At 41.5% G+C, this 16,095-nt stretch carries 15 protein-coding genes and 1 riboswitch; of the genes, 2 read left to right on the top strand and 13 right to left on the bottom strand.

Annotated features, from left to right (window positions below; all coding sequences use genetic code 11):
- Positions 1–5: 5 nt before the first annotated feature.
- From nuoF to G593_RS0108930, 5 genes are all read right to left on the bottom strand, one after another.
- On the bottom strand, positions 6–1,883 hold the full coding sequence (gene nuoF, locus G593_RS0108950; protein ID WP_029731459.1) for an NADH-quinone oxidoreductase subunit NuoF: 1,878 nt from the start codon (positions 1,881–1,883) through the stop codon (positions 6–8).
- A gap of 3 nt (positions 1,884–1,886) precedes the next feature.
- Positions 1,887–2,360 (bottom strand): complex I 24 kDa subunit family protein, encoded by a 474-nt coding sequence (locus G593_RS0108945; RefSeq protein ID WP_005339454.1) that lies wholly within the window; start codon positions 2,358–2,360, stop codon positions 1,887–1,889.
- 151 nt (positions 2,361–2,511) lie between these two features.
- Positions 2,512–3,441: a LysR family transcriptional regulator gene (locus tag G593_RS0108940; RefSeq protein WP_029731458.1), complete on the bottom strand. Its 930-nt coding sequence runs from the start codon at positions 3,439–3,441 to the stop codon at positions 2,512–2,514.
- 5 nt (positions 3,442–3,446) lie between these two features.
- The gene (locus G593_RS0108935; RefSeq protein WP_022278897.1) at positions 3,447–4,115 is read right to left on the bottom strand and encodes a YoaK family protein; all 669 of its coding nucleotides are present in this window, start codon (positions 4,113–4,115) and stop codon (positions 3,447–3,449) included.
- Positions 4,116–4,211: 96 nt separating this feature from the next.
- Positions 4,212–5,138, bottom strand: a complete 927-nt coding sequence (locus tag G593_RS0108930) for a LysR family transcriptional regulator (protein WP_029731456.1) — start codon at positions 5,136–5,138, stop codon at positions 4,212–4,214.
- Positions 5,139–5,273: 135 nt separating this feature from the next.
- Positions 5,274–5,357: riboswitch (ZMP/ZTP riboswitch) on the top strand.
- 140 nt (positions 5,358–5,497) lie between these two features.
- Between G593_RS0108930 and G593_RS0108925 the strand changes: the two genes are divergently transcribed.
- Complete coding sequence (locus G593_RS0108925) at positions 5,498–7,183, top strand: formate--tetrahydrofolate ligase (RefSeq protein ID WP_029731455.1); 1,686 nt, start codon at positions 5,498–5,500, stop codon at positions 7,181–7,183.
- A gap of 247 nt (positions 7,184–7,430) precedes the next feature.
- Here G593_RS0108925 and G593_RS0108920 read toward each other — a convergent pair whose 3' ends face one another.
- From G593_RS0108920 to G593_RS0108910, 3 genes are all read right to left on the bottom strand, one after another.
- A complete protein-coding gene (locus G593_RS0108920) occupies positions 7,431–7,970 on the bottom strand; it encodes a nitroreductase family protein (protein WP_029731454.1) in 540 nt (179 codons plus the stop codon).
- A 181-nt stretch (positions 7,971–8,151) separates the two neighbouring features.
- Complete coding sequence (locus tag G593_RS0108915) at positions 8,152–8,928, bottom strand: tRNA threonylcarbamoyladenosine dehydratase (RefSeq protein WP_005333123.1); 777 nt, start codon at positions 8,926–8,928, stop codon at positions 8,152–8,154.
- Between the two features lie 109 nt (positions 8,929–9,037).
- The gene (locus G593_RS0108910) at positions 9,038–10,351 is read right to left on the bottom strand and encodes a Na+/H+ antiporter NhaC family protein (RefSeq protein ID WP_029731453.1); all 1,314 of its coding nucleotides are present in this window, start codon (positions 10,349–10,351) and stop codon (positions 9,038–9,040) included.
- 185 nt (positions 10,352–10,536) lie between these two features.
- Between G593_RS0108910 and G593_RS0108905 the strand changes: the two genes are divergently transcribed.
- Positions 10,537–11,322: a Uma2 family endonuclease gene (locus tag G593_RS0108905; protein WP_029731452.1), complete on the top strand. Its 786-nt coding sequence runs from the start codon at positions 10,537–10,539 to the stop codon at positions 11,320–11,322.
- A gap of 232 nt (positions 11,323–11,554) precedes the next feature.
- Here G593_RS0108905 and G593_RS0108900 read toward each other — a convergent pair whose 3' ends face one another.
- The 5 genes from G593_RS0108900 to G593_RS21475 form a co-directional block, all read right to left on the bottom strand.
- Positions 11,555–12,487 carry an AEC family transporter gene (locus G593_RS0108900; RefSeq protein WP_029731451.1) on the bottom strand — a complete coding sequence of 311 codons (933 nt, stop codon included), beginning with the start codon at positions 12,485–12,487 and terminating at the stop codon, positions 11,555–11,557.
- A 60-nt stretch (positions 12,488–12,547) separates the two neighbouring features.
- On the bottom strand, positions 12,548–13,309 hold the full coding sequence (gene aroD / locus G593_RS0108895) for a type I 3-dehydroquinate dehydratase (protein WP_029731450.1): 762 nt from the start codon (positions 13,307–13,309) through the stop codon (positions 12,548–12,550).
- 679 nt (positions 13,310–13,988) lie between these two features.
- Positions 13,989–14,687 carry a precorrin-2 C(20)-methyltransferase gene (gene cobI / locus G593_RS0108885; protein ID WP_029731448.1) on the bottom strand — a complete coding sequence of 233 codons (699 nt, stop codon included), beginning with the start codon at positions 14,685–14,687 and terminating at the stop codon, positions 13,989–13,991.
- Between the two features lie 143 nt (positions 14,688–14,830).
- A complete protein-coding gene (locus tag G593_RS0108880) occupies positions 14,831–15,757 on the bottom strand; it encodes an alpha/beta fold hydrolase (RefSeq protein ID WP_029731447.1) in 927 nt (308 codons plus the stop codon).
- 177 nt (positions 15,758–15,934) lie between these two features.
- A partial coding sequence (locus G593_RS21475; RefSeq protein ID WP_155961788.1) for a zinc ribbon domain-containing protein occupies positions 15,935–16,095 on the bottom strand: 161 nt, incomplete at its 5' end.

The following is a 16,095-nucleotide window of genomic DNA, read 5'->3' as shown; positions in this document are numbered from 1 at the left end:
CTCGGTTATTCTGTATAGACTGCACCAAAGGAACAATTCTCTAAGCATGCTCCACATTTGATACATTTTGCGCTGTCGATCACATACGGTGATTTAATCTTGCCTGTAATGGCACCAACCGGACAATTTCTTGCACACTTGGAGCATCCCTTACATTTTTCCGGATTGATCTTATAATTCCGGAGATTTGCACAGATACCGGCACGGCATTTCTTATCACGGATATGCTCTTCATATTCTTCCCGGAATGCCTGAATCGTGCTGATTACCGGTTTTGGCGCACTCTTTCCAAGACCGCAGAGAGCTGTGTTTTCAATCATATCAGCTAACTCTTTCAGCTCTTCGATGTCCCCTTCTCTTCCTTCTCCGGCAACGATACGCTCCAGAATCTCCAGCATACGCTTCGTTCCCTCACGGCATGGTACACATTTTCCACAACTTTCACGCTGCGTAAAATTCATAAAGAATCTTGCAACTTCAACCATACAGGTATTCTCATCCATAACAACCAGTCCTCCAGAACCGATCATGGCACCAATCTTCGTCAGTGAATCAAAGTCCATCTTACTGTCCAGCTGTGATTCTGTCAGACATCCTCCAGATGGTCCTCCGATTTGGACAGCTTTAAACATCTTTCCATCACGGATTCCGCCCCCAATATCAAAGATGATCTCTCTTAACGTAATACCCATCGGCACCTCGATCAGACCGGTATTATTTACATTTCCTGTCAGGGCAAATGCTTTCGTTCCCGGACTTTCCGGTGTTCCGATTCCTGTATACCAGTCAGCTCCATGCTTCACGATCATCGGTACATTCGCATAAGTCTCAACATTATTCAGAACCGTCGGTTTTCCAAATAATCCCTTTTCAACGGTTCTAGGCGGTTTTACACGTGGCATTCCACGCTTACCTTCAATGGATGCTGTCAGGGCTGAGCCCTCACCACATACGAAAGCTCCTGCTCCACGGTTGATATGTAAGTGGAAGCTAAATCCTGTTCCCAGAATATTGTCTCCCAGAATTCCAAGCTCTTCTGCCTGTCTGATTGCAATGCGAAGTCTGCTGACTGCCAGCGGGTATTCCGCACGGACATAAATATATCCTTCCTGTGCCTGTACCGCATAGGCTGCGATCATCATACCTTCGATCATGCGATGCGGATCTCCTTCCATGATGCTTCTGTCCATGAATGCTCCCGGATCTCCTTCATCACCATTGCAGACGACATAACGGATCTTTTCTTTCTGTCCAGCAACCTGGGACCATTTTCTTCCAGTCTGGAAACCAGCTCCTCCACGTCCACGCAGATTTGACTGGGTAATCGTCTTGATTACGGCCTCCGGCGTCATCTCAAATACAGCTTTTTCAAATGCTTCATATGCACCTACTGCCAGTGCATCCTCAATATGTTCTGCATCAATGTGACCGCAGTTTTTCAGAACAAGTCTTGTCTGTTTTGCATAGAATGGAATTTCTTCCTGAGTCTGATAGACCTCATTATCCTGCTTGTACATCAGACGTGTGACTGGCTCTCCATGGAGGACTGACTTTTCAAAGATTTCTTCACAGTCTTCCAGCTTTACTTTTAAGTAGAGATAATTATAAGGTTCTATTCTGACAAGCGGACCCATCTCGCAAAAGCCATGACATCCACTTTTCTTAACTCCGACATGTTCTCCATGTGCAATCTCTGCTCCGATTCTGACCTCAACATGATCCATACCCGCTGTCAGTTCACTGAATCTGTCAAAGATTTTGTCAGAACCACCTGCAAGACATCCGGTCCCTCCACAGACCAGTATCTTACATGTTTCTTTATTTCTCTTCTCCTGGCATTGTTCACGCAGGAGTGTAAGTTGTGTTCTGTTTTCCAGTTTCATCTGTTATTCCTCCCGCAGTTTTTTGATTAATTCACTCATTTTTTCCGGTGTCATCTTACCATACACCTCGTCATTGATCATGACTGCCGGTGCAAGTCCGCATGCGCCAAGACAGGAAACGGTCTCTACTGTAAATAACTGATCATCTGTTGTGTGTTTATCTTTATTAAGCCCCAGCTCTTTATATAATCCTTCCAGTATCGGAATTGATTTACGCACATGACAGGCCGTACCATCACAGACTTTAATAACATATTTGCCCTTTGCTTCAAACGAGAAGTTCTCATAAAAACTTGCAACGCTGAAAGCCTTTGCTTCTGAAATGCCAATTTTTCCGGCCACATAACTTAATAATTCCGGTGGAAGATAGCGGTATTCCTCCTGAATATCCTGGATAATCGGAATCAGCGACCGCTCTTCACGCGTGTGACAGGCAATAATCTCATCTGTCTTCTCGTAATAAGATGCGTCTAACATAAAAAACCTCCTCATGAATCAAATTTATTCTATATTCTATTTTATCTCAATTTTTATTGCCATGAAAATATCAATAAAGCATGAGTGCTATATACTTTTACATATATTTATTAGTTTCAAGTAACTTTAAAGATCAAAAAAAGAAGCCTCGCTATTTTGAGACTTCTATTGCTTCTTTCTTCAGCTGCCGGATAAACTCCCGTTCATCTTCACTCAGAAACTTTCTGCCCGGATATACCATAACATCTTTCATCCGCCGCTGCTGCCATTCTATCTTACGCTGTGCCAGTCCATTTCTTCGGAGAAGTTCTTCCGGAATCGGTGACACCCACATATAGGTTCCCGGTATATCTTTCAGAAGCATAAACTGATTGCCACGCTCATATACATGAATCCGTCTGTGTGCATTCTGATTCTCCGGCGTTTCCTTAATGTCCAGATACTCCCCGTTCGGCAGTCTGGAATCTCCGTGTATCAGCTCGATATAAGGTTCCAGATCTTCATATCCATTCAGTTTTTTCGTTGCCAGCGGATCATTCTCATTAACAACAAGACGATACTGGAAATCCATGATTTTTTCATATTCCAGACCTCTTAAATGAATAATGGAATAGTAATATTCTTCATATTTGTCTTCCATCCGGATCAGCGCAAGATTGTAATGCTTCTTTGTAAGATTGTCCAGCGCTTGGACAGAATTGCACTCCCGGATATGCAGTCTCAGCTCTTCTGCATCTCTCACCTGCTCTACATACTTTCCAAATGCATAAGATGCATAGCTGGCTCTTGGTATAGAAATTTTCATCTCTACATCAGTCCCTTTTTTATTTCCCTGGAATTTACGGTTCAACCCTTCAATTTCCTGAATGACCCGTCTCGCCTGCGCAATAAACTGCTGCCCTTCCCTGGTAGGAACCATTCCCCTCGCTGTCCGCACGAAGAGCTGGATCTGATATTCCTCTTCCAGATTCCGGATTGCCTTACTGATGTTCGGCTGTGCAACATACAAACGCTTGGATGCCGCGCTCACCGAACCACACTGTGCAATTTCAATGATATATCTTAACTCTGTTATATTCATTTTTATCACTCATTCTCAAACATTAATAAAAAGCTTAGTCCCAGAAGAATACAGGAAATCCAGATCATATGGATTCCAAAATGTTCCGTTAGGTTGCCGCCAAGTCCTGCTCCGATCGCAAATAAAAAGATAATTCCAAAATAATAAGCGGCCTGCTTTAACTGCTCTGTTTTTTTATCCTGCAGATAATGAGAAAATGCTGCTGTTCCACTTCTTAAGTTGCCGATACACATGGTACTTGCATAGGAATAACCACCCATCTTCCGGAATGTCTGCACCTGCATCGCACAGGCAAAGGACACAAAAATCGTCGCTGTCATATTCAGACTGTGTGGAATAAATCCTACGACAAATAATATGACGATCTCTGCAAGCAGAATCCCCTGCCTCCAGTGAAGCCGTCTGGCATATTTATACCGCATCTGAATCTGATCTGCCACGAAAACTCCAAGAACAAATGCTATAAGAGGCAGCAAATATCGTACTCCGGCCTTCCAGTCTCCGGTCATAAAATGCTGACTCATCAATACTACGTTTCCTGTCTGCGCGTTGGAAAAAACTTCATTTCTCGTATTATATGTATAAGCGTCCTGAAAACCTCCTGACAACGCCAGAAATGCGCTGTTTATAAATGCTTCTGACATCTGCTTTCCCGAAAAATTCTTACCGACCATGTGTAACACCTCTACTCATCCTTTGTATTTTCAGTTTCCTATTATATAGATGCACATGTCAAAAGTCAATTTCACCGTTTTGCCGGTATATAAATTTTATATCAAGAATGCCTCGGCATTCTTCCAGCTGATATATTTTCGCAGAGCCTGAATATAAAATTCACTCATCCGGCTTCCACGAATTCTGTGGTGCGTCAGAATTCCAATCTCCATATCTCCTTCTTCTTTTAAAGGTACTGCCACAATATTAGCTCCGTTCAGTTCCTCATCAATGACTCCACTACACACCGTATATCCATTCAGTCCAATCAGTAAATTAAAAAGTGTCGCGCGGTCACGTACACGGATATTCTTCGCACGCTCTGTAGTACTGAATATTTCCTCTGAAAAGTAAAAAGAGTTGTGTTCTCCCTGCTCAAAAGACAGATATGGGTATGTCTTTAAATCTTCCATCGTTACAGATTCTTTTTTTGCCAACGGATTTGAAGTACTGACGAAAATGTGTGGTTTGGCCGTAAATAAAGTCTCAAATTCCAGATCATTTGCCTTGATGATCTTCTTTAATACGGTCCGGTTAAAATCGTTCAGATACAAAATTCCAATCTCACTTCTCATCTTCGCCACATCATCGATGATCTCATATGTCTGTGTCTCTCGAAGAGAAAAATCATAATTGTCCCCGCCAAATTCTTTGATTAGGTCAACAAATGCATTGACTGCGAAAGAATAATGTTGTGTAGAGACACTAAATTCTTTCTTGCCTCCTGCCTGAAGCTTATAGCGCTCTTCCAAAAGTGATGCCTGCTCCAGCACCTGCCTTGCATATCCTAAAAATATCGCTCCATCCTTTGACACTTCGATTCCCTTATTCGTCCTGTCAAAAATGATAATTCCCATCTCTTGTTCCAGTTCTCTAATTGCTTTTGTGAGTCCTGGCTGAGAAACAAAAAGACGACGGGCTGCTTCGCTCATAGTGCCTGTCTCCGCAACGGTCGTCACATACCTTAACTGCTGTAATGTCATCACATGCCCTCCTGTCGTTGGTTTCTCAAAAATTTACTTTAAAATTGCCTAACTATTGTAACATTTTACCTTATAAATATCAACGAAGTTCATTTTTTCATTGACTTTTAGTTCCGGATACCATAAGATATTACTAAGCATTCTGATGACTGACGGATAATTGTGGAGTACCACAGAGGAATCAGAAGTCGTATTAAGCCGACCGTCTGGGCAACATTTATCCTAACGATAGATGTTGTCCTTTTTTATTAATGCCAGGGGGATAAGCCATAGCCCATGCATGTGTTTACACATGCATGGGCATCTGCCTGGCATGTACTTATCTAACGACGTGAGGCTTGCATTAAACCAGGGAGGAAATGAAGATGAAAACTGATATCGAGATTGCACAGGAGTGTACAATGGAACCAATCACTGCCATTGCAGAGAAAGCCGGAATCCCGGATGAATACTTAGAGCAATATGGCAAATACAAAGCAAAGATTGACTACAATTTCTTAAAGAAATCCCAGAACAAAGATGGCAAATTAATTCTTGTCACAGCAATCAACCCGACACCTGCCGGAGAAGGAAAGACAACCACAACTGTCGGACTTGCTGATGCAATGCAACGTCTGAATAAAAAGGTTATGGTCGCACTTCGTGAGCCTTCTCTTGGACCTGTATTCGGAATCAAAGGCGGTGCTGCCGGTGGCGGATATGCACAGGTTGTACCAATGGAGGATATCAACCTTCACTTCACCGGTGACTTTCACGCAATTGGAGCTGCCAACAACTTATTAGCAGCCCTCATCGACAACCATATTTACCAGGGAAATGAATTAAATATCGACCCACGTAAAATTGTATGGAAACGCTGTGTTGACATGAATGACCGCCAGCTTCGTTTTGTAACAGACGGACTTGGTGGAAGAATCAATGGCGTACCAAGAGAGGACGGATATGACATCACTGTTGCTTCCGAAATCATGGCTGTTCTGTGTCTGTCTAAAGACATTACAGATTTGAAAGAAAGACTTGGCCGCATCATTGTTGGTTATACATATGGAAAGATTTCTGAGCAAAAACCAGTAACCGCTCACGACCTTCACGCAGAAGGAGCTATGTGCGCACTGTTAAAAGATGCTTTGAAGCCGAACCTTGTTCAGACACTGGAGCACACTCCGGCGATTATTCACGGTGGACCATTTGCAAATATCGCACACGGCTGTAACTCTGTAACAGCTACAAAGATGGCTCTGAACCTCGCTGATTACGCCATCACAGAAGCCGGATTTGGCGCTGATCTCGGTGCTGAGAAATTCCTGGATATCAAGTGCCGCATGGCTGGCTTGAAGCCAAATGCAGTTGTTATCGTAGCAACAGTACGCGCTCTGAAATACAACGGCGGCGTTGCAAAAGCGGATCTGAACCAAGAGAACTTAGAGGCTCTGGAAAAAGGTATCCCGAACCTGATGAAACATGTAAATAATATTAAAAATGTATACGGACTTCCTTGTGTTGTTGCAATCAATGCATTCCCAACAGACACAAAGGCTGAGCTTGATCTTGTAGAAGCAAAATGTAAAGAAGTTGGCGTCAACGTTGCTCTCTCTGAGGTATGGGCAAAAGGAGGCGAAGGTGGTCTTAAGCTGGCAGAAGAAGTGATCCGCTTATGTGATGAGCCAAATGACTTTCACTACTGCTATGAGGAGGATACAACGATCCAGGAGAAATTAGACCAGATCGTACAGAAAGTTTACGGTGGAAGAAAAGCTGTCCTGACACCTGCTGCCCAGAAACAGGCAAAACAGCTCTCTGACCTTGGATTTGAAAATGCTCCGATCTGTATGGCAAAGACTCAATACAGTTTAACAGATGATGCCACTAAACTCGGTGCACCGACAGATTTCGACGTTACTGTAAGAAACTTAAAGATTTCTGCAGGAGCCGGATTCATCGTAGCATTGACCGGAGATATCATGACCATGCCAGGACTTCCAAAAGTACCTGCTGCTGAAAGAATTGATGTCGACGCAGAAGGAAAGATTACAGGATTGTTCTAAAATTTCTGCATTCTTGCTACGCCATTAATTAAAGAGGACATATGCAAACTCATCTAAAAAACGGTTCAGACAGTGCATATGTCCTCTTAATTATGCTCGTAAAATTGCAAAAAATTGACTATCGTTCGATACAGCCAGCCATATCTCTTATAATTTACGGCGACTTCAAGACTTCTCACTATGTTTATCAATACAAAATTTTGTATTCTGTTCTTATATGTTATATCCGTTGAATCTAATATTTTCTTTAGAAGAATTTTGCGATTTCTTCTAATTCTTTTCTTTTTGGCATATTGGCTTCTTTTGCTTTGTAACCAACCGCGATGACTGCAACTACATTTTCTGTCTCAGGAATATGAAGCATCTCACGAATAGCTTCGCCGTCCCGGATTCCCATGACTAATGTGTCAAGTCCAAGCTCTGTTGCCTTGAGAAGCAGATTCTCATTCTGCAGTCCAAGATCATAGTATCCCCAGCCGTCTCCAGCTTCATTTACCGGATTTCCATCATTATCAAATCCAACGAGTCCTTTTACAAATGTTGTAACGATTAACGCGCCTGCACCTGCTGAATTTTTCTGATTGAATTCCGGCAGACATTTTTGACTGAATTCTGCAACCTTGTCCTCGGATAATACACAGTAATATCTGGAAGTCTGTGTATTTTTCCATGACGGTGCAAGACTTGCTGCCTTGATCAATGTCTCCACCTGCTCTTTCGTTACTTTCTTCTCAGCATCATAATGTCGGATGCTCCGTCTCGTTTCAATTGCTGTCTGTAATTCCATAAAAAGTACCTCGCTTTCTAAATATCTGTTTTATAACAACATTGTCATATAAAATGGAATATAAGTAATCCCATCTTGATATTTCAAGTCTTTAATCCAAAACTGTGTGGTCAGTCAGAAGATATTCCACTTCTGACTGACCACACAGTTCAAGTTTTTTTGTTATCTTCGATCGTCTTGTCTAGTTAAAATAAATTGCGCGCTCCTCTACAGTCAGATCCTTAATGACCTCTCCGGCAATGATTAATCCAACGACTGATGGTACAAATGCCACGCTTCCTGGAATGTCACGCCTCTCTGTACATTTGTGTTTTGCACCCGGAGGGCAGATGCAGTGATTTCTGCAGCTGATAGCCATATCCTCCAGTGGTCTCGTTGGCTTCTCCTCGGAATATACCACTTTCAATTTCTTCACGCCACGCTGTTTTAACTCACGGCGCATAACCTTCGCAAGTGGACACATCTTTGTCTTGTAAATGTCTGCCACACGAAATGCACTTGGATCAAGTTTATTACCAGCTCCCATACTGCTGATAATCGGCACTTTCATCTCTTTTGCTTTCATAACAAGTTCAATTTTGGCAGTCACCGTATCTACCGCATCAACCACGTAATCATACTGAGCAAACGGAAACTCCTCTGCATTCTCCGGAAGGAAAAAACATTTGTGAACATTTACTTCAATATCTGGGTTGATGTCCAACATTCTCTCCTTCATCACATCTGTTTTATACTGTCCAACAGTCTTTCTCGTAGCAATAATCTGACGGTTCAAATTCGTCAGGCACACCTTATCATCATCAATCAGATCAAAATGACCGACTCCGCTTCTTACAAGAGCCTCACATACATATCCACCGACTCCGCCAATACCAAACACTGCGACTCTGGAATTCTTTAATTTATCCATTGCTTCTTTTCCTAGCAATAACTGTGTTCTTGAAAACTGATTTAACATCTGTTGCAGTCCCCTTTTCTTACCATTTCAATAGGTTATCATTATATAAGAAATAAATGTCATTGTCAATTTTTTCAAAAGTTATTCGGCAAAATCAGTTTCTATCCACTTATGAAACTTTCTTCTGAGGAATTATAAAAATAAATATCAGCGAACTGACTAACAATAATCCCGGATAGAACAACTTCGGTATTACATCAAATGCTGAAAGTTCATGCCCCATCTCGTGAATTGCAGACAATGCCACCAACATCTGCGCACCATAAGGAATGACTCCCTGTGAAATACAGGAAAATGTGTCCAACAGTGATGCTGCTTTGCTGTGTGTAATTCCATATTCTTCAGACATCTCCACTGCAATTGGATTTGCCATGACAATAGCCACCGTGTTATTCGCCGTTGCGATATCCATTGCAGCTACTAAAAGCCCCATGCCAAACTGACCGCCCTTTCGTCCACGAAATATCCTGCGTATCACAGACAGCAGCGCCTCAAAGCCGCCATACTCGCGAATCAACGCACACAATGCTGCTACCAGTACCGCTACCATACAAGTCTCAAACATTCCGGAAATTCCAGATCCCATGCTGCTGATCAAATCCGCAAAACTTGTCTGTCCTGTCGCAAGCATAATTACAATTCCAGAGAAAATACCGATCAAAAGTACGAGAAATACATTGATCCCGATAATACCGCCAATCAGTACTAAAATATATGGAACCATCTGAATCAGATGATACTCATGGTTCACTGTCCCGCCAAGATCCGTACGCAATGACAATACAAGTATCAGACCTAACGTTACCAATGCTGCCGGAAATGCAATCCAGAAATTCTCCCGGAATTTATCCTTCATCGGACAGCCCTGTCCGTTGCACGCCGCAATCGTCGTGTCTGATATAAAAGAAAGATTGTCCCCAAACATAGCACCACCCATGACCGAACCGATGCAGAGCGCCAAATCAAATCCTGAAGCATCAGAAACTGCCGCTGCGATCGGGGCAATCAATGTAATTGTTCCTACTGAAGTTCCCATAGCTGTTGATACAAAACACGCAACTACAAATAACACCGCCACGGAAAACTTGGCCGGAATCAGTGAAAGCATGAAATATGCCACACTCTCTGCACTGCTTCTTCCCACAACTCCAACAAAGCTCCCCGCCACAAGGAATATCAACAACATTGTAATAATATTCTTATCTGCCAGTCCCTGCGCCATGATGGACAATTTATCATCAAAACTGACTTCCCTGTTTTGAAAACAGGCCACTAAAATTGCCACCATAAATGCAAGTACAATTGGAATGTTGTAAAATCCCATCGGTATCTTCATCACGTATTCAAAAACAATTCCAAGCCCCAGATACAAAACCAAAAATACACCAATTGGCATAAGTGCCTTTGGATTACTCTTTTTCATAATTTCCCCAGTCCTCTCATCTTTTCTTTTTCACTATCATAGTCTATTCCATGCCTCCCAGTCAAGTTATTTTAATAGCATTTAACCGTTTACGGTTATTTTTTAATTTTCGGATATTTATCATTGACTTTCACCCGTTTTGTAGATATACTAATTTTAGTAAAACATTTCAAGGAGGCACTGTTATGAAGCCATTAGGGGAAGAATTCAAAGAAAGAAAAAACGAACTTGGTATTACAACAGAACAGCTTTCCAGACTGTCCGGCATACCGACAGGTACCATCAACAAGATTCTGAATGGCGAGACAAAATCTCCACGCTATGCAACATTGAAGGCACTGAATGATGTCCTTTTTAGAGATATCGATTCCGGTATCGATGGAATCAGAGAGACCGCTGCAGTCTATACTGTTTCTTCTGATAAGAAACAGGGCGAATACACTCTGGACGACTACTATGCCCTCCCGGACGACGTTCGAGCCGAACTCATCGACGGGCATCTGATTTTTCTGGAAGCGCCCCGCTCTGTACATCAGGAACTTATCAGCGAACTATTAATGGACATCGGTTTTTATATTCGCAAAAATAAAGGCCTATGTAAAGTCCTTCCAGCGCCACTTGATGTGCAGCTCGACTGCGATAACCGCACAATGATCCAGCCGGATATCTCCGTAATCTGCCAGCTTGACCGGCTTGTGGAAAAAGGCGTCTACGGCGCACCGGACTTCTGTATTGAGATTGTGTCTCCTTCCAGCCGCAGCCGTGATTACATAAAGAAAGTTTCCAAATACCAGAACGCCGGTGTCCGGGAATACTGGATCGTAGATCCGAAGCGTGAAACTGTACTGTGCTACTACTTTGAAGGCGACGATTATCCTCATATGTATACATTTGATGATATTATCCCTGTTATGATTTATGATGGAAAATTGGAGATTAATTTTGCTGATATAAAAGAAAGATTGATCTGATCATGCAGCATTGTACGCCACGGCATATACTTTCTCGAAGATAATATATTCTTCATAGGAAAAAATTTTTAAGTAGTTGCTTTATTCAAGAATAAAATAAAAAACACATTTTTTAGGTACTCTTTCTTTCACTGGTTCACACGCCTTTCCTAAATCCATGTTTTACAGTGACAATTTAAAGTACCCAAAAAATGTGTTTGAAATATCTCTGAAATGTGTTCAAAATATGAAATTAAATAATTTTCTCATATAGTAATACCATAATCGGCATCGTCACAATCGCAAGTAACGTTGTCATAACATTAATTGCACTGCTATATTTTGAATTCCCGCCGTATACCTGACACATCTGTGTAATAGTTGATGCTGACGGCGTAATAACAGCAAGAAATATAACAAGCAGAATTTTCTCACCTTGTAGATGCCATGTAACCAGACCACTGATTTTCAGAATAATCAGTGCCAGCACCGGCACAAGCAACAATCTTAGAAATGTAACTGCATATACTCTTCGATTTGTAAATATATCCCGAAGGTTCATACCGGCAATCAACATACCGGTCACAATCATACTTACCGGCCCAATCGTGCTTCCCACTGCACGAAGTGTATCATCTACAATCACCGGCAAATGAATCTTCAGCAAAAACAAAACCGCTCCTATGAAAATTGCAATCATATTGATGTTAAGCACAATCTTTCTCCAGTCAATCCTATCCCCTGAACTGATAATATATTTTCCATGTGTCCACATAAAAATCAACTGCACAGCCATGAATACACACCCGTATACGACCCACTCGTCCCCCAGTACATAAGTCACAATCGGTACAATCAGATTTCCGGAATTAGAGTAGTATATAGAAGCGACCTCCACTTCATTCAGATGAAATATTTTCCCCATAATCCATACTGCTATCAATAATAAGACTTGCAAAACTACCGAAGCAACCAGCGCAAGAAACATACCTTGTACTTTATCCGGCGTATAATCTATCTGAAATGCATTGATCATAACACACGGAATCACAATATATAAGACAATTTTCGACAAAATTTTGCTGTCATCGTCCGTTACAAGTCCCAGCTTCACTATCACATATCCCATGAGAATCATGAGAAATAATTCGGCAATCTGTTCTGCAAGCAATACACTAATCTGCATAATCGAATTCAAGTCCTTTCTTATCAAGTCTATGCTTTAACCAAAAATAATTCATACTTATTATAAACTCTTGTGTATGATTCCAAGTACCGTTCTTAATTCTTCCACATCAATCTGTCCTGGTGCAGATACTTTTCCCGCCGCACCAAATGTAAGTGCTGAGCCAAAGACTTCCCCACACATGCGGCTTACTATCCCGGTTCCTGCCATAGACATTGTAATAACCGGGCGGTCTGCATAGCATCGTCTCATTTCTTCCGTAGCAGACAAAAGTGTCAGAACATCTTCTGTGCTCTGCGGCATCACCGCAATCTTTGGAATATCAGCTCCAAGTTCCTGCATTTTTCGCATACGTGAAATTAATTCTGCCTTCGGAGGTGTCTTCCTAAAATCATGATTAGAAGCAATCACCTTTACTCCACATTCATGCGACGTTTTTACAACTTTTTCCACATATGTATCCCCGATAAATGCTTCTACATCCACAAGGTCCACATACCCGCTTTTCGCAATTTTTCCATTCAGCTCTACATATTCATCTGGTTCTATCGCGCGCTCGCCACCTTCCTTCGCGGTACGAAATGTAAAAAGAATCGGTGTCTCTCCAAGAATATCTCTCAACTGCTTCGCAGCATTTTCCACACTTTCGTAATGATTCACTTCCTCGAACCAGTCCACACGCCACTCCACTACATCTGCTCCTATCTCACAGATATGCTTCGCCTGATTCAAAATCTCATCTATCGTCTTACCAACAATCGGTACACAGATTTTCGGAATAGCCTCACCGATTGCAACATTTCTTACTACTACAGGTTTCATAATCTAGTCCTTCCAGCTCATATTTGCCTCCAGTATATCACAAATATAAAAAAAGGGACACCGTTAATCACTAATGGGGACGTAGTACTTTGACGTTTTGCCACGTTTTGCTACGTCCCCTGTTTATTTTTTAACACTTGCAATTTTTCATTTTTTTGCTATACTCTATAACTGTACGAAATTTTATATAGAACTATGGTATAATTGGAAACGACACAAGTGTATGCTTGATAACGAACAACACAAGTGTCTTTTTTGTACTCTTTTTTAACTAATTACACTTGCGATTTCAGCTATGATCATCTGCATTATGTGTCCAGTCATGAGTCTGATTGCAACTGTACTTTTCAAAAATGCTGGTTCAAACATTATTTCGACATGGTTCCAGACCACGTTTTTCAATTTTTCTGTTGCATTTTTCTGGCAGATGTTCTACTGCGGACCATGTATCCGTTTTATCTTTGGAAAAATGTTTTCAAATAAAGAGAATGCAGTAGCGAAAAATGTTGTAACAGAATAATTTTTACTAAGTAATCTTTTATCGTATGCCCGGCAGCTAGAAAAGGTCAGTCTGCTGAATCTTTTTATCATATGCCTGTTATCAAAAAAGCGGGTAGTTGGTTAATCATGTTATAATTAACCTCTACTCGCTTTTATTTTCTCTCACCGTTGCTTTTCTTTAACTGTTTTTATCAATTTCCTCTTTCACCAGCAATGTCGTATAGTACGTCGCCTTCTCCGGCATTTCTTCTACACTGTGATAGATTTTTTCTTCTTCCATGCCACAATTTTCAATCATCCATGCCTCCTGCCCCTGTTCTTTCAGAACTTTCTTCACATCCGACAATTTTGAAGCTGCCTTCATAAGAATCTTATTTCCCGGAAGCTTCAACGCCTCTTGGATATCATAGTTAGATGGAATAATATGAAGCTGCTCGGATCGGTCTGCAAGGCTGTCTCCCAGTTTGGCTGCAACTGCACAAAATGATGGAACTCCATTAATAATCTCTGCATCATATCCGCACTTTTTTACAATACGCTGGATATAAATATAAGTGGAATAAACCGTTGGATCTCCAAGTGTCAAGTATGCCACATTTTTACCTTCATCCAGTTTCTTTATGATTTCTTCTGATACTTTTTGATAATTCTTTTCTAAAATTTTCCGGTCTTTCGTCATCGGTGAAGACAGTCCCAGACATTCTTTCTGATCCATATTCTTCACAATTCCAGATGCAATTTTATAACTGATTGCATGTTCTTTTCCATCAGCAGGCACTGCGATTACCGGACAATTCTGAATCGTCTCCACTGCCAAGTACGTCATTAACTTCGGATCTCCCGGACCGACACCGACACCATATAATTTTCCACTCATTTTTTATAATTCCTCATTCATATTTTTATTCCCACCTAATTCTAGGTCCAATCAGGGACACCCTGATTCTCAAAAAGGACGCCGCAAAATACAATTGGGACGTAGCATTTTAACATTTTACTACGTCCCCACCCTATTCATTTTTAACTTAATATTCCATCCATGAATGCGATAATTCCTGCCTCGACTTCATTTTTTATCTCTGCGTAATTATGGATTTCATGACGATATCCGGAATATAGTTTTGTTGTTACTGTATGGCCGGTCTGTATCAGCCAGTTACTTACCTGGTAGACGCCTACTCCGTATTCGCCGACTGGATCCTGGTCTCCTGCGATGTTGTAAATTGGCAGGTCAATTGGAACTTTATCTGCCCACTTGGTTCCTTCGATCTGTTCCATCATTTGTATAAAATCATAGATTGAACGATTACTGGTTAGTCTTGTAAATGCGTCAAATGGGTCTTCTGCATGGTCGCGTTGTACATAAGGATCTGCGCAGATCCACTCATTTCCGATACTGATCTCGCCGCACCGCTCGCACATCCAGCCCATCAGTTCCCCTGCAAATTCTGGATTAGATTCCTCGCCGTGTCCGGCATCAATTACTTCTTTCAGCTTTTCTCCCACTTCTTTTGCTCCGCGGAAGATTCCGGTTGTACCGCAAATAGTAGCTCCTGTCAGTTCATCTCCATATTTTGCAATGAAATCTCTTGTTATAAAGGATCCCATGCTGTGGCCAAATAAAAAATATGGCAAGTCCGGATATTTTCCGCACACAATTTCTTTTAATGTATGCTCATCTTCCATCATGGTATGCGGACCTTTATCTCCCCAATCGCCCCATACCTCATTGACCATCGCAGTTTTTCCATGTCCGACATGGTCGTCTGCTGCCACAATATACCCTGCATCTAAAAACGCAGAAATCATATGTAGATAACGTCTGGAATGTTCTCCAAATCCATGAATCACCTGAACGATTCCCTTCGGCTTACAAGCCGGAACATAAATCCACCCTTGAACCTGATCGCGTCCGTTAAAAGACGCAAATGATACTTCATGTAACATAACGACATACCGTTACTGAAAACTTATGAAAAGTTATAAACTTCTATGTTTCATTCCTACTTCAACGAGTATGCTTTTGATGATATAAATATCTATCTACTCACAAGTTCTTGTACTCTCCATAGGCGTAAATTCCGGACTAACGTATCCGTACATATTTGCATTAACGTTTCCGTGTCAGCTTGCAAATCGTTCTCCATAAGCCTTAAGATTTATAGATGCCTGGAAATCTCTGTCAATTATATTCCCACACGCACATCTATATACCCTGTCAGATAATTTCAAATCTTTTTTGATGTTTCCACAACAGCTGCAAAGCTTTGATGATGGATAAAACC

It is taken from the genome of Dorea sp. AGR2135 (assembly GCF_000420885.1).
Taxonomy (GTDB): domain Bacteria; phylum Bacillota; class Clostridia; order Lachnospirales; family Lachnospiraceae; genus Dorea; species Dorea formicigenerans.
This window is presented reverse-complemented; position numbering and strand designations above follow the sequence as displayed.